We start from the raw sequence: 14,594 nt of genomic DNA, 5'->3' as shown, positions 1-14,594 counted from the left end.
TCAGCGCGCGGCGTAGGACACGGAGACGTTCGGGTCCAGCGGCAGCACGGTCTTGCTCGAGAAGCGCTGGTCGTCCGGCCCGGTCCAGTTGCAGGTCGACGGCGCCGAGGCCGGCCCGAGATAGCACACCGGCCACAGCAGCATGGACGGCACCGGCTGGCCGGCGACCTGTTCGGGCGCGAAGCGCCACTGGCGCGAGGCCGCCGCGGCGGCGCCGGCCATCGCCCGTGTCACGTTGCCGGTGGCCGCGTGGACATCGACGTCACGCACCGCGCCGTCGGCCGAGACCTGCAGCCGCAGCACCACCATGCCCTCCTTGCCGGCGAGCTGGTCGCGCATCGGATACTCCGGCGCGGTCATCGCCGCCAGCGCCGGGCCGGTGGTCGCGGACACGACGCGGTAGCCGCCCTGCGCCGGTTCGTCCACCACCACGCGCAGGTAGGTGCGCGTGCCCCGGTCATCGCCGGCATCGGCGTCGGGCGCGAACACCCAGTCGCGGATCTCCGCCGACAGCGCATCCCCGGCCGCGCCGGAGGTGGCGCCGTAGGGCGCCAGGTCCTGCAGGCGACCGTCGGCACCCAGCTCGACCGCATACGTGTACACGTGCTGCGTCGACTGCGGTGCGTCGGTGGCACTGGCCGCCAGCGGCAGGGCGAGAGACAGCAACAGGGGAATGGCGATGCGCATGATCGGGAGACTCCGGCGCCGGGGCGCTGTGGCAGGTGTGGAGCGATCACACACCGCGCCGGAGCCTGGTGGGTTACACCATGATGACAAAGCCTGACTGGAAGGACGAACGGTACAAATCTGCCGACGGACGGCAACTAGAGATGCCGTCCGACCCGCAGCCACTTGGTCGCCACCCACTTCTCCCCCTCGATCACCGGTGCGCCCCCGTGCAGGCTGCCGGTCATCGGGTGCGGTCGATCGTAGGCGAAGAACACCGCGTTGCCCTTGACCGCGCCGACCTCGAAGCGCGCATCGGGGAACGTGGTCGCGCCGCCGCGCGCGGGCGTGTTGAGGTACATCACGATCGAGGCCACGCGCTGCCCGCCGCGCGACAGCGCCACGTGCGCGCCGGGACGGTCGGGATCGAAGTAGTCGTAGTGCGGCCGGTACTGCGCACCCGGGCCGTAGCGCAGCAACTGCAGCCCTTCGCCGTTCTCCAGCGGCCAGTCCACCAGCCGCGCCAGGCGCTGCTCGATCCGCGCGCACAGCGGGTTCTCGCCGCGGCGGAAGAAGGTGCCCTGGCTGCTGCGGGCCTCGTGCGGCTCGTCGGCGCCGGTATCGGGGTTGAACACCGACGAGGGTTTCAGCCGCTCGCGGCCCATCGCCACCATCGCGTCGCACTCCTCGTCCGACAGCACGCTGCCGAACACCACCACCCGCGGATGCAGCATGTTCGCCAGCACCTGCACGGTCCGGTCACCGGCGTCGATCACCGAGGACCCGTTCATCTCGACCGGGCACGGCACCTTCTCCGGCAGCGGCAGGCCGTGCGCCTGCGCGTGCCCGGCCAGGTGCGCGCGCATCGCCTCCTCGAGCGCGGCGATCGCGGCGTCCTCCTCCCAGCCCTGACCGACCATCGACGCAACCACGTCGTCGGGCGACGCGCCCGCGCGCACCTGTCCGAGCAGCCAGTCGAGCGTGGCCGGTTCGATCCGGGGGCTGGCGTCCATTGATGTGTCCTCGCACTCGCACGCGTGTGTGCATCAGGAAGCCGTCGGAACATGACAGCGCGATGACAGCTGTCGCGCAGTCGCAACGACGCGCGCGCATGACCGTCCGGCGAAAGCCGTCGCATGGCTGCAAGAAAGCTGTCACCGAACGGACCTAGCCTTCACCTCCGATTCACCGGAACGCAGCGGTGGCCGTCCCGACGGGCGGAACAGGGCCGCGGTTCCACTGCTGCGTTCGCAGTCCACATTCTTCCGGAGACCCACAGATGTCCATGCGCCACAGTTCCAAGGCCCTGCTCATGACGTTCGGCGCGGTGCTCGCCCTGAGCGCCTGCGGCAACGGCGCCGACCGCGTCGCCTCACCCGGCGAGGGCGCCTTCCCGCCGCCGCCCACCACGCCGCCGCCCCCGCCGCCGACCACCCCGCCGCCGCCCCCGCCGCCGAGCGACGGCCCCGCCGCGGACTGCCCGGAAGGTTTCGCCAACATCGGCACCGTCGCCGGCAACACGCTGCGCGCCTGCCGCCTGCCCGAGCGCATCACCGGCAACTTCGTGATCCCGCAGCGCGACGGCACTGTCTACGCCATCAGCGGCCGGGTCGCGGTCGGCGACGACCGCGGCGGCGACGGCAACGCGCCGGTGGCGGGTGCCGAGCAGGGCATCCTCACCATCGAGCCGGGCGTCACCCTGTACGGCTCGGCGGGCGCCGACCTGCTGGTCGTCAACCGCGGCTCGCAGATCTACGCCGAGGGCACCACCAGCGAGCCGATCACCCTGACCGCCCGCGCCGACATCGAAGGCCAGACGGGTCCCGACTCGATCGGCCTGTGGGGCGGCCTGGTGCTGCTCGGCCGCGCGCCGATCAACGCCTGCCCGGGCGACACCGTCTCCGGCACCCCCGAGTGCCAGGAACAGATCGAGGGCACCGACGGCTTCTACGGCGGCAACGCGCCGCGCGACAACTCGGGCGTGGTCAAGTACCTGCGCGTGAAGCATTCGGGCTTCGAGGTCACCGCCAACAACGAGCTCAACGGCATCACCCTCGGCGGCGTCGGCGACGGCACCACCTTCGAGTACGTGCAGGTGCACAACAGCTCCGACGACGGCATCGAATGGTTCGGCGGCACCGTCAACGGCCGCTACATCGTGGTCACCGGCGCGGACGATGACAGCCTCGACACCGACACCGGCTGGGACGGCTCGCTGCAGTTCGGCATCGTGGTGCAGCGCGCCGGCGGCGGCGACCGCATGAACGAGTGGTCGTCGATCCGGCGCGAGCCCTACTCGAACCCGAAGGTCGCCAACTTCACCTACGTCGGCCGTGCCGGCGGCGGCGCCGCGATCACCCTCAACCAGGGCACCCAGGCCGAGTTCTACAACACGGTGGTGACCCGTCCGGCAGGCGGCACGGATGCGGGCACGCAGTGCCTGAGCATCTCCGACGAGAACACCACCGGCACCTTCGGCTCGGTGTTCTTCTCCTGCCCGACCCCGTTCGCGGACCAGCGTGCGCAGGATGCGTTCGAGGCCGGCACCGGCAATTCCACCGGCACCTCGACCCTGAGCAACGTGTTCGTCAACGGCGCCAACGAGACCGCGGTCGCCGCGTTCCAGGGCCTGGTCGGCATCGACAGCTTCTTCCAGCAGGTGGACTACATCGGCGGCGTGCGCAACGCCTCCGACACCTGGTGGCAGGGCTGGACCTGCGGCCTGTCGGCCGATACGCCCTGCTGAGCGGGCGCACGCCTGCCCAGCCACGGGGGGCGGCCATCACGGCCGCCCCCTCCTGCATGTCGCCCCGTACCGCCTCCGCAGCCCAAGGCCACACCATGACACGTCTTCCCTCCCGCAGCGGCCTGTCCGTCGCGATCACCGCCCTGCTCACCTGCCAGAGCGCGTGGGCCCAGCAGCCCGAATCGCCGGGAAGCGCCGCGAGCGTCCCGCCGCAGGCCACCATCGTCTACGCCACCGTGGCCCAGGCCGCGCCGGCATCGGCCGCGCAGCAGGCGACCGGCGAGACCGGGGCCGGCCAGCCGGCGCAGCTCGACGCGGTCGAAGTGCGCGGCGAATACATCCCCGAACCGATGCTGCAGACCGCCGAGGTCGCCTCGTTCATCACCCGCGAGGACTTCGAGCGCACCGGCGACGGCGACGCGGCCGAAGCGCTGCAGCGGGTCTCCGGCGTGAGCATCGTCGGCGACAAGTTCGTCTACGTCCGCGGCCTGGGCGAGCGCTACTCCTCGGCGCTGCTCAACGGCTCGCCCCTGCCCAGCCCCGAACCGCTGCAGCGCGTGGTGCCGCTGGACCTGTTCCCGGCCGAGGTGCTGCAGGGCATGACCGTGCAGAAGACCTATTCGGTGAAGTACCCGGGCGAATTCGGCGGCGGCGTGGTCGACCTGCAGTCGCTGACGATCCCCGACGAGCCGTTCCTCAAGTTCAGCATCGGCGGCGGCGGCAACAGCGCCACCACCGGCGAGCGCGGCCTGACCTACTACGGCTCCGAGGACGACTGGTCCGGCTACGACGACGGCACCCGCAAGATGCCGCGCGAACTGCAGAACGCCATCGCCACCGGACAGCGCGTCGACCTCGGCAACTTCAGCCGCGAGGACATCCGCCGCATCGGGCGCAGCTTCCAGAACGCCAACCTCAACGTGCTGCAGGAAAAGGACAGCATCGATCCGGACGCGAACGTCGGCTTCAGCGCCGGCTATTCGGCCGAGATGGGCGACGACGCGCGCATGGGCGTGATCGCCGTCGCCGGCTTCGAGAACGAGTGGCGCACCCGCTTCGGCGACCAGGAGCAGGGCTTCTTCGTCGGTGACGTGCTCGAGTACGACTCCGACTACGAATTCCTGTCGACCCAGAACAACGCCCGCGTCAACGCCCTGCTCGGCTTCGGCTACGAGTGGGGCCGCCACCGCATCGGCCTGACCACGCTGTACGTGCACGACACGATCAAGGAAGCGCGCAGCCGCGCCGGCGTGGACAACCTGGCCGGCTTCGAGGCGCGCGACGACTACACCGAGTGGTTCGAGCGCGAGATGCTCAACCACCAGATCAACGGCAGCCACGCCTTCGGCGAGTACGACGACCTGAAGGTGGAGTGGCGCGCGGCGGTGGCCCGCGCCACCCGCGACGTGCCCTACGAGAAGGGCATCCGCTACGAGAACGTCGACGGCTACTGGGCCCACGACGCCTCGCGCGTACAGAACTACACCCGCTTCAGCGCGGTCGAGGACGAGGTCGCCAGCGGCGGCGTCGACCTGACCTGGCGCCTGCCGGTCGATCGCGACCTCACGCTCAGCACCGGCGCCTCGTACATGGACAACGACCGCGGCGCCTGGTCGCGCGAGTTCCGCTTCCTGGCGCTCGACGGCCCGCTGCCGTTCTACAACCGCTACCAGCGTCCGGACTACCTGTTCTCCGACTACAACCTGAGCCAGGACCTGCTGCGCCTGCGCGAGACCACCGGCAGCTTCGGCGCGGCCGCCTACGACGCCACGCTCAAAGTGCTCGGCGCCTACGCGCAGCTGGACGGCGAGATCACCTCGAACCTGCGCGCGACGCTCGGCGTGCGCTACGAGGACGCGACACAGGCGGTGCACCCGTACGACATCTTCACCGGCGTGCGCCAGCCCGGCCCGGAGCCGCTGCGCAACGACTACTTCCTGCCGGCGCTCACGCTGACCTGGAACATCGCCGAGAATCGGCAGCTTCGCTTCGGCGCCTCGCAGACGATCGCCCGCCCGCAGTTCCGCGAAATGGCGCCACAGCAGTACACCGACCCCGACAGCGACCGCCTGTTCACGGGCAACCCGTACCTGGTCGACGGCGAGCTGACCAACTTCGACGCGCGCTACGAGTGGTTCTTCGGCTCCGGCGAATACTTCACCGCCGGCGTGTTCTACAAGATGATCGACAACCCGATCGAGTCGAACGTCAACTTCGCCGGCGGCACCACGTTCCAGAGCTTCCTCAACGCGCCTGAGGCCACCGTGTACGGCGCGGAGCTGGAGTTCAAGAAGTACTTCGACGCCGGCTTCCAGGCCGACTGGTGGACGGGCAACCGTCTGTACCTGGCCACCAACTACACCTGGACCGATTCGGAAGTGAACGCCGACGAGGACGACACCGTGCAGCCCTACGGCTTCGCCACCCCGGTGGCCGCGCGCCTGTTCGTGCGCGACGGCAGCGTGCTGCAGGGGCAGTCCGAGCACATCGCCAACCTGCAGTTCGGAATCGAGAACGAGGATACCGGGCTGCAGGCGACGCTGATCGCCAACTACGTCAGCGAACGCGTGTCCGCGCGTGGCCGCCCCGGCCAGCCGGACTACATGGAAGAGCCCGGCGTGACGATGGACTTCGTGCTGCGCAAGACCATGCGTTTCGGCGAGCGCCCGGTCACGTTCGGCTTCGCGGCGCGCAACCTGCTCGACACGGAGTTCCACGAGTACCAGGAACGCGCCGGCCAGAAGGTCAACGTGCTGCGCTACGAGCCGGGCGTGTCGTATTCGGTGAGCCTGTCGACCGAGTTCTGATGGTGCATGGCGCAGCCCCGCACAATGACGCGGGGCTGCGGAAATCGGGCTCACGTCACGGGAAGAGGCGTCGCCGATTTGCAGGTTCGGCGTCCTCCGCGCGCCCTTCGCGGGCTCGGCTTCCGCAGCCTGTGGCCGGTCCAGCAAAGCGCTTCGGCTCCGGACGGGCCGCAGCGCCCCGGGCCGGGATGGCGCACCACTCGGGCAGACATCCATGTCCGCACTCGCGGCCGCGGCACATCCGTGTGCCGCTTGCGCCACCCCGGCCCGGGTCACTGCGGCTCGCGACGTCCACTTGCGGGACCTCGGGCAGCCGCTCGCCGAATTCTGGGACGACGAAATATGCGCCAGGTGACAGACGACCGTGCGTGCATCGGACCAGGCGTTCGGTTTCTTCGCTGAAAGAAGGCCGGACCGCAACGACCGGTGAGCCGCGTCCCGGCGGCGGAGGGTCGCGGCAAGCGCGCCATGGATGGCGCGCGCCCGAGTCAGGGCAGATGCCCTCACCCCGGGAAAAGCGATCCTCCGGCGACGGGGCGTGGCGTCCTTCCGAAGCGACACATGGCCACCGATGGTGTTGCGACGTCTGCCTGGATGGCGTTCGCGACGATGACGTCGCGATGAAGCAACGGAACCCCCAGCCGACCATCCACGCACCCCTGCGCCCGTGCCTCTATTGCGCCTGACCGACACAAATGTGTCAGCTGAAATTACCCTGTCACAAAACCTTCTCATCCTGTCGTCACGGCGCCGACCGCGCGCCATGAACGCCGACCCGTGCCCGCACTCCCGACCTTCCGCGATCCGCAAGCGCTGCTGTCGAGGCTCGGCGGCACCGATGCGCTGGTGCGCCTGGCGGAGGTGGCCGTGGTCGCGATGCTCGCGCTCCAGTGCGCGCGCCTGGTCTGGCTGCTGCTGCCGCCCGCGCCGCTGGGGATGATTCCCGACGCCGGCGCCGGGCTCATGGCGCCGCGACTCGAACGCCTGTCCATCGACGCGTTCCATCCGGGTGCCGCGACCGGCGCCATCGCGGACACGTCCGGGCTGCGGCTGTACGCGACGCGTGGCGGCGCAGCGGGCGGCAGCGCCATCGTGGCCGATCGCGACGGCTCACAGCGCTCGTATGCCGTCGGCGACGAGGTCGCGCCGGGCGTGGTCCTGGCCGCCGTGCATGCGGACCACGCGATCCTGGAATCGGCCGGCCGCAGGACGGAACTGCGGTTTCCGGTCGCCACCGCGTCCAACCGCCCGCCCGCGACCGCGGCACCGGTCGCGACGCGCGCGCCGGCAGCGACCACGACCCTTGCCACCGACGCCTCGCCACCCGTCATCGATCCCGCACAGCTGCTGGCCGAAGCCGGCCTGCGCCCGATCGACGACGGCGACGGCGGCAGCGAGGCCGGCTACACCGTGATTCCGCGCGGCGACGGCGCGATCCTGCGCCAGGCCGGGCTGCAGGCCGGCGACGTGCTGCTGTCGGTCAACGGCCAGGCCCTCACGCCCGAGCGCTACGCCGAACTCGGCGACAGCCTCGCCGGCGCCGCCACCATCACCCTCACCTACCGGCGCGACGGACAGGTCCGCACCGCGACCCTGCAGGCACCCACACCGTGAAGCAGCGACTGTTCGCCACCGCGCTCGCGTGCGCGCTGGTCCTCCCGCCCGCGCCCGGCGCGCTCGCCCAGGCCACCTCTGGCGTGACCGCGCAGGATGCAGACATCCGCGCCTTCATCCAGGACGTGGCGCGCGCCACCGGCACCACCTTCATCATCGATCCCGCCGTGCAGGGCAGCGTCAACATCACCCGCGACGTGGCGATGGACGAGGCCGAACTGCTCGGCGTGCTGCTGGCGGTGCTGCGCGCGAACGGCCTGGTCGCGGTGTCCGCCGGCCCGGGCGCCTACCGTGTCGTGCCCGATACCGCCGCCGCGCAGCTGCCCGGCAGCGGCCTAGGCGGCTCGGCCTTCACCACCCAGGTGCTGCCGCTGTCGAGCGTGGACGCGCGCATCGCCGCCGAAACGCTCAAGCCGCTGGTCGGTCGCGGCGGCGTGGTCGTGCCGACGCCGCAGGGCAATGCCCTGCTGATCGCCGACTACGCCGACAATATCCGCCGCATCCGCGGCCTGGTGGCGCAGATCGACAGCGACACCGCCGGCATCGACACCGTCACACTGCGCAACAGCTCGGCGCGCGAGGTCGCGGCGACGGTCAACCAGCTGTTCGGCAGCGGCGAGGCCCGCGGCGGCCAGCTCTCGATCCAGCCGGTGGAAGGCAGCAACTCGATCGTGGTGCGCGGCGCGCCGTCGGCGGTGCAGCGCGTGGTGCAGACCATCCTCGAGCTCGACCGCCGCGCCGAACGCACCGGCGGCGTGCGCGTGGTGCGCCTGCAGCACGCCAGCGCCGAACAGCTGCTGCCCGTCCTGCAGCAGCTGGTCGGACAGTCGCCCGACGGCGAGGACAGCGCCGGAACCGTCGCCGCGAGCGCGGCTGCGTCCGACGCGGCCGCCGCTCAGGTGATCACCGCCGTGCCCGGCAAGCGCCCCACCATCGTCCGTTACCCGGGTTCGAATTCGCTGATCATCAACGCCGATCCCGAAACCCAGCGCCTGCTGGTCGACGTGATCACCCAGCTCGACACGCGCCGCGAGCAGGTGCTGGTGGAGGCGATCGTGGTCGAGATCTCCGACAACGCCGCCCGCCGCCTCGGCGCGCAGCTGCTGGTGGCCGGCAAGGAGGGCAGCAACATCCCGTTCCTCGCCACCCAGTACCCCGGCGCCAGCCCGGGCATCATGCCGCTGGCCGGCGCCTGGTACGCCGAGCAGCGCCGGGGCGACGGCGACGGCGACGATGACGACGACGACACCGACAGCGCGCTCGAACTCGCACGCCGCGCCGCGGTGCAGTCGCTGCTGGGCATCAACGGCGCGCTCGCCGGCATCGCCGGCAGCAACGACAACGCCACCTTCGGCCTGATCATCGACGCGGTGAACAGCGATACCGCGTCGAACCTGCTGTCGACGCCGTCGATCCTCACCCTGGACAACGAGGAGGCGAAAATCCTGGTCGGCCAGGAGGTCCCCACCACCAGCGGCGAGGTGCTGGGCGACAACAACTCCAATCCGTTCCGCACCATCCAGCGCCAGGACGTGGGCATCCAGCTCGAGGTCACGCCGCAGATCAACGCCGGCGGCGGCATCACCCTGACCCTGCGCCAGGAGGTCTCGTCGATCGCCGGTCCGGTGAGCGAGGATTTCTCCGAGCTGGTGCTCAACAAGCGCGAGGTCGAGACCCGGGTGCTGGTGGACGACGGCGAGATCGTCGCCCTCGGCGGCCTGCTCGACCAGGCCGACCGCAACACGGTGTCGAAGGTGCCGCTACTGGGCGACATCCCGATCGTGGGCCAGCTGTTCCGCCACCGCTCGCGCTCGCGCGACAAGACCAACCTGATGGTGTTCATCCGCCCGACCATCGTGCGCAGCACCGCCGATGCCCAGGCGATGAGCGCCGGCCGCTACGGCTACATGCGCGGCCAGCTCCCGGTCGTGGGCGAACGCGAGAACGCGCTCGACGAGCTGGTCCGCGACTACCTGCGCACCGCGCCGCCGACGATGCCCGTGCCCGCGCCAGCCCCCCCGCCGGCGGCGCCCGTCCCGGCGATCCCGCCGGCGGCGCCCGCCGACGGCCGCGACGCGCGATGAGCACCCCCGCACCCGCATTCGCCTACGCCTTCGCCCGCGAGCAGGGCGTGGTGCTGCTGGGGGTGGGCGACCGCGCGCGGGTGGGCCTGCGCGAGGACGCCGACCCGGCCGCCCTGCTCGAGGCGCGTCGCAGCCTGGGCCTCGAGCTGGACGTCGAGATGCTGCCGCGCGCCGCATTCGACCGCCGCCTGTCGGAACTCTACGCAGACGCCGCCATGGCCGGCGGCGCGGGCGAGCTCGAACTACCCGGGGACCTCGATGCCCTCGCCGGCGAGATCCCCGCCACCGCCGACCTGCTCGACGCCCGCGACGATGCCCCGGTGATCCGCCTGATCAACGGCCTGATCGCGGAAGCCGCGCGCATCGGCGCCTCGGACGTGCACATCGAGCCGTTCGAATCGGCGCTGGTGGTGCGCATGCGCGTGGACGGCGTGATGCGCGAGGCGCTGCGCCTGCCCGGGCGCATCGCGCCACTGCTGGTGTCGCGGGTGAAGGTGATGGCGCGGCTGGACATCGCCGAGAAGCGGCTACCGCAGGACGGCCGCATCGGCGTGGCGATGGGCCACAAGGCGCTGGACGTGCGCGTGTCGACCCTGCCCGCGCGCGGCGGCGAGCGCGTGGTCATGCGCATCCTCGACAAGGACCAGAACGCGCTCAGCCTCGACGGGCTGGGCATGCAGCCGGCCGTGCGTGAGGCGCTGGGGCGGGCGCTGCGCATGCCCAACGGCATCGTGCTGGTCACCGGCCCCACCGGCGCCGGCAAGACCACGACGCTGTATGCCGCGCTGGCCTCGCTCAACGACGGCCGGCGCAACATCCTCACGGTCGAGGACCCGGTGGAATACGCGATCGACGGCGTCGGCCAGACCCAGGTCAACGCGCGCGTGGGCATGAGCTTCGCCGCCGGCCTGCGCGCGATCCTGCGCCAGGACCCGGACGTGGTGATGGTCGGCGAGGTGCGCGATCCCGAAACGGCGCAGATCGCGGTCCAGGCCAGCCTCACCGGCCACCTGGTGCTTTCGACCGTGCACACCAACGATGCGCCCGGCGCGGTGACGCGGCTGCGCGACATGGGCATCGAACCCTTCCTGCTCGCTTCCAGCCTGCGCCTGGTGCTGGCCCAGCGGCTGCTGCGGCGGCTGTGTGCCGCGTGCCGGCAGCCGGCGCCGGTCGATGCGGCGGCGGCCGCGCTGCTCGGCGGCGCTGCGGCCGGCGCCACGCTGTACCACGCCACCGGCTGCACGCGATGCAGCCACACCGGCTACGCCGGGCGCCTGGGCATCCACGAGGCGCTCGAGGTCGACGAGCGCATGCGCCAGCTGATCGGCGCCGGCGCCGACGAGGATGCGCTGGCCGCGGCGGCGTTCGGCGGCGGCGGCCGACTGGGCGATGCCGCGCGCGCGGCCGTGCTGCGCGGCGAGACCACGCTCGAGGAAGCCATGCGCGTCACCCGCCAGGACCTGCAGGACCATGGCGGCGTTTGAGTATTCGGCGCTGGATGTCGACGGGCGCAGCCGCGACGGCGTGGTCGACGCCGCCGACGCGGCGCAGGCCCGGCGCGTGCTCGAAGGCCGCAGGCTGCTGCCGGTGCGGCTCGCGCCCGCCGGCGCGCGCACCGACGGGGCCGGGCCCGGCCTGCGCGGTCGCTTCGGCGCCAAGGACCTGACCCTGCTGACCCGCCAGCTCGCCACGCTGGTGGCGGTGGCGCCGCTGGAGGAAGCGCTGCGCACGATCGGCAGCCAGTCCGAGCGCGCGCCCGTGCGGCGGGTGGTGATGGCCACCCACGCACGCGTGGTCGAGGGCTTCCGCCTGTCCGACGCGATGGCGCGCGAACCGCGCGCGTTCCCGCCGCTGTACCGCGCCATGGTCGCCGCCGGCGAAGGCACCGGCGCCCTGCCCGCCATCCTCGAGCGCCTGGCCGACCTGCACGAGCGCGACCAGCAGGTGCGCGGGAAGCTTGTCTCGGCGCTGGTCTACCCGTCCGCGCTCGCGGTCACCGCGGTGGGCGTGGTGATCGCGCTGATGGTGTTCGTGGTGCCGAAGGTGGTGGAACAGTTCGAGTCGATGGGCCGGCAGCTGCCGCTGCTCACGCGCATCGTCATCGGCGTGTCCGAGGCGATGGCGACCTGGTGGCTGCCGATGCTGGCGCTGCTGGCCCTGGCCGGTTCCGCCGCCGCGCGCCTGCTGCGCCGGCCGGCGATCCGCCGCCGCGCCGACGGCGCGCTGCTGCGCCTGCCGCTGCTCGGCCGGCTGCTGCGGGACGTGCACGCCGCGCGCATGGCGCGCACCCTGGCGACCATGTCCGACAGCGGCCTGCCGCTGATCGAGGGCCTGGCGATCACCGCGCGCACCGTCGGCAACACGGTCCTGCGCGAGGCGACCGAGGCGATGGTCGAAACGATCCGCGAAGGCGGCAGCCTGTCGAGCGCGATGAAGCGCGCGGCCGTGTTCCCGCCGACCCTGCTGTACATGGCCACCAGCGGCGAGGACAGCGGCCGCCTGGCGCCGATGCTCGACCGCGCCGCCGACTATCTCGAGCGCGAGTTCAACACCTTCACCACGGCGGCGATGAGCCTGCTCGAACCCCTGATCATCATCGTGCTGGGCGCGATGGTGGCGGTGATCGTGCTCGCCATCCTGCTGCCGATCCTGCAGTTCAACGCCCTCGTGGCCGGCTGACCGGAGGCCCCCATGCACCGATGCGACACCCGTCCGTTTCCTTCCCGCCGCGCCGCCGGCTTCACCCTGGTCGAGCTGATGGTGGCGATCGTCATTATCGGCCTGCTGTCGACCGTGGTGATGATCAACGTCATGCCCAGCCAGGACCGGGCGATGACCGAGAAGGCGCGCGCCGACATCTCGGTGCTGGAACAGGCGCTGGAAACCTACCGCCTCGACAACCTGGCCTACCCCACCACCGCCCAGGGCCTGGACGCGCTGCTCAGCGCGCCGTCGGGACTCGCGCGCCCGGAGCGCTACCGCAACGGCGGTTACATCCGCCGCCTGCCGGAGGATCCGTGGGGTAACGCCTACCAGTACCGCCAGCCGGGGCGCAGCGGCGGCTTCGACGTGTATTCGTTCGGCGCCGATGGCGCGGACGGCGGCGACGGCGACAACGCCGACATCGGCAACTGGCGCTGAAGGCGGGCCATGCGGCGCGCGCGCGGCTTCACCCTGGTCGAGCTGATGGTGGCGCTGGCCGTCATCGGCCTGGCGGGCGCGACCGTGGCGCTGACGCTGCCCTCCGGCGACGACGCGCTGGCCCGGGACGCGGAGACCTTCGCCGCGCGGCTGGCGCATGCGCGCGACGAGGCGATCCTGGGCATGCGCACGGTGGAGGTGGCGGTGACCGCGCGCGGCTACGCGTTCTCGCGCCGCCGCTTCGACGGCTGGCAGCCGCTGGAGGGCCGCGCGTTCGCCGCCGTCGACTGGGACTCTGGCACCCAGCCGCGGCTGCCGCCGGGCGCGCCGCGACAGGCGGTCCGCTTCGATCCGACCGGCGCGACCGAGCCGGCGGTGGTGGTGCTGGAGCGCGAAGGGCGGCGCGCGCGGGTGGCGGTCGATGCCGACGGGACGGTGGCGGTCGATGGCCTGGCGCGCTGACGCCTGCCGCGTGCGTCCGGATGCAGCGTCGTCGCGCGGACGCGCGGGCGCGGGCTTCTCGCTGATCGAGATGCTGGTGGCGCTGGCGGTGTTCGCGCTGGCCGTGCTCGGGCTGCTGAACCTCGCCGGCGAGAGCACGCGCACCGCGGTCGCGATCGAGGAGCGGGTACTGGCGGGAGCGGTCGCCGACACCATCGCGGTCGACGCCGCCACACTCGACGTGCGCGCGCTGGCGGCCGACGCCGCCGGCAGCGAGCATGCGGGCGGCCGCGACTGGCAGTGGACGCGCAGCACGACGCCGACGGCCGATCCTTCGCTGTTGCGGGTGGACATCCGCGTTTCGCCGGCGGACGGATCGCACGTGGCGGCCGAGCTCGCGCTGTTCCGGAGCCTGCCGCGGTGACCCGCATCCGCCTTCGCGCACGCCGGCAACAACCGGCCCCGGGACCGCGCGCGCGCGCGCGCGGCTTCACCCTGCTCGAGGTGATGGTCGCGCTGGCGCTGTTCGGCCTGATCGCCGCCGCCGGTGTGGGGGTGATGGGCTATACCGTCGACAGCCAGCAGGTGCTGCGCGAGCGCATGGACCGCCTGGGCCAGTTCCAGCGCGCGCGGGCGCTGCTGCGCGCCGACCTGTCGCAGGCCGCGGTGCGGCTGGTGCGGCGCGCCGACGGCAGCAGCGCGCGCGATGCCTTCGTCGGTGGTCGCCCCGGCGACGCGGGGCCGCTGTTCGCGTTCGTGCGCCGCGGCCGCGAGAACCCGGACGCCGCCGCGCGCGCCTCGCTCGAATACGTCGAGTACCGCATCGTCGACGGACGCCTGGAGCGCAGCGCACGCGCCGCGGTGGACGGCGCCGCGCCGCCGGCCGCGCGCGTCCTGCTCGACGGCGTCACCCGGGCGCGCGTGGCCTACCTGGAGCGCGACACGTGGAACGACGGCTGGCCCGGCGGCGCCGCGACCCTGCCGGTGGCGGTCGAACTGGAGCTCGAGCTGGACGCGATCGGGCGCGTACGCCAGCGCTTCCTGCTGCCGGGGGCCGCGCCATGAGCCGCGTCCATGCCCGCCGCACGCACGCGC

Annotated in this window: 12 protein-coding genes; 10 read left to right on the top strand and 2 right to left on the bottom strand. The window is 72.1% G+C overall.

Annotation, left to right across the window (positions count from 1 at the left end):
• The gene (locus QFW80_RS09250) at positions 1 to 687 is read right to left on the bottom strand and encodes a TonB family protein (protein ID WP_280601499.1); all 687 of its coding nucleotides are present in this window, start codon (positions 685 to 687) and stop codon (positions 1 to 3) included.
• Positions 688 to 824: 137 nt separating this feature from the next.
• Positions 825 to 1,679, bottom strand: a complete 855-nt coding sequence (locus QFW80_RS09245) for a 2OG-Fe(II) oxygenase (protein WP_280601498.1) — start codon at positions 1,677 to 1,679, stop codon at positions 825 to 827.
• A gap of 266 nt (positions 1,680 to 1,945) precedes the next feature.
• Between QFW80_RS09245 and QFW80_RS09240 the strand changes: the two genes are divergently transcribed.
• From QFW80_RS09240 to gspJ, 10 genes are all read left to right on the top strand, one after another.
• Positions 1,946 to 3,412: a hypothetical protein gene (locus QFW80_RS09240; protein ID WP_280601497.1), complete on the top strand. Its 1,467-nt coding sequence runs from the start codon at positions 1,946 to 1,948 to the stop codon at positions 3,410 to 3,412.
• 95 nt (positions 3,413 to 3,507) lie between these two features.
• Positions 3,508 to 6,219 carry a TonB-dependent receptor domain-containing protein gene (locus tag QFW80_RS09235; protein ID WP_280601496.1) on the top strand — a complete coding sequence of 904 codons (2,712 nt, stop codon included), beginning with the start codon at positions 3,508 to 3,510 and terminating at the stop codon, positions 6,217 to 6,219.
• 777 nt (positions 6,220 to 6,996) lie between these two features.
• A complete protein-coding gene (locus QFW80_RS09230; RefSeq protein WP_280601494.1) occupies positions 6,997 to 7,833 on the top strand; it encodes a type II secretion system protein N in 837 nt (278 codons plus the stop codon).
• Positions 7,830 to 9,917 carry a type II secretion system secretin GspD gene (gspD, locus tag QFW80_RS09225; protein ID WP_425603535.1) on the top strand — a complete coding sequence of 696 codons (2,088 nt, stop codon included), beginning with the start codon at positions 7,830 to 7,832 and terminating at the stop codon, positions 9,915 to 9,917. The genes QFW80_RS09230 and gspD overlap by 4 nt, the downstream gene beginning before the upstream one ends.
• Positions 9,914 to 11,401 (top strand): type II secretion system ATPase GspE, encoded by a 1,488-nt coding sequence (gene gspE / locus QFW80_RS09220; RefSeq protein ID WP_280601492.1) that lies wholly within the window; start codon positions 9,914 to 9,916, stop codon positions 11,399 to 11,401. Before gspD ends, gspE begins: the two co-directional genes overlap by 4 nt.
• A complete protein-coding gene (gene gspF / locus QFW80_RS09215; RefSeq protein ID WP_280601490.1) occupies positions 11,388 to 12,596 on the top strand; it encodes a type II secretion system inner membrane protein GspF in 1,209 nt (402 codons plus the stop codon). Before gspE ends, gspF begins: the two co-directional genes overlap by 14 nt.
• Positions 12,597 to 12,608: 12 nt before the next feature.
• Positions 12,609 to 13,058 carry a type II secretion system major pseudopilin GspG gene (gene gspG, locus QFW80_RS09210; RefSeq protein WP_280601488.1) on the top strand — a complete coding sequence of 150 codons (450 nt, stop codon included), beginning with the start codon at positions 12,609 to 12,611 and terminating at the stop codon, positions 13,056 to 13,058.
• Between the two features lie 9 nt (positions 13,059 to 13,067).
• Positions 13,068 to 13,520, top strand: coding sequence for a GspH/FimT family pseudopilin (locus QFW80_RS09205; RefSeq protein ID WP_280601487.1), 453 nt, complete (start codon positions 13,068 to 13,070; stop codon positions 13,518 to 13,520).
• Positions 13,504 to 13,923, top strand: coding sequence for a type II secretion system minor pseudopilin GspI (gene gspI, locus QFW80_RS09200; RefSeq protein WP_280601485.1), 420 nt, complete (start codon positions 13,504 to 13,506; stop codon positions 13,921 to 13,923). The genes QFW80_RS09205 and gspI overlap by 17 nt, the downstream gene beginning before the upstream one ends.
• On the top strand, positions 13,920 to 14,564 hold the full coding sequence (gene gspJ, locus QFW80_RS09195; RefSeq protein WP_425603534.1) for a type II secretion system minor pseudopilin GspJ: 645 nt from the start codon (positions 13,920 to 13,922) through the stop codon (positions 14,562 to 14,564). Before gspI ends, gspJ begins: the two co-directional genes overlap by 4 nt.
• Positions 14,565 to 14,594 lie beyond the last annotated feature (30 nt).

The organism is Luteimonas rhizosphaericola (assembly GCF_029888045.1).
Classification (GTDB): domain Bacteria; phylum Pseudomonadota; class Gammaproteobacteria; order Xanthomonadales; family Xanthomonadaceae; genus Luteimonas; species Luteimonas rhizosphaericola.
Note: the sequence above shows the minus strand (reverse complement) of the source record. Positions and strands in the feature narration are given on the sequence as shown.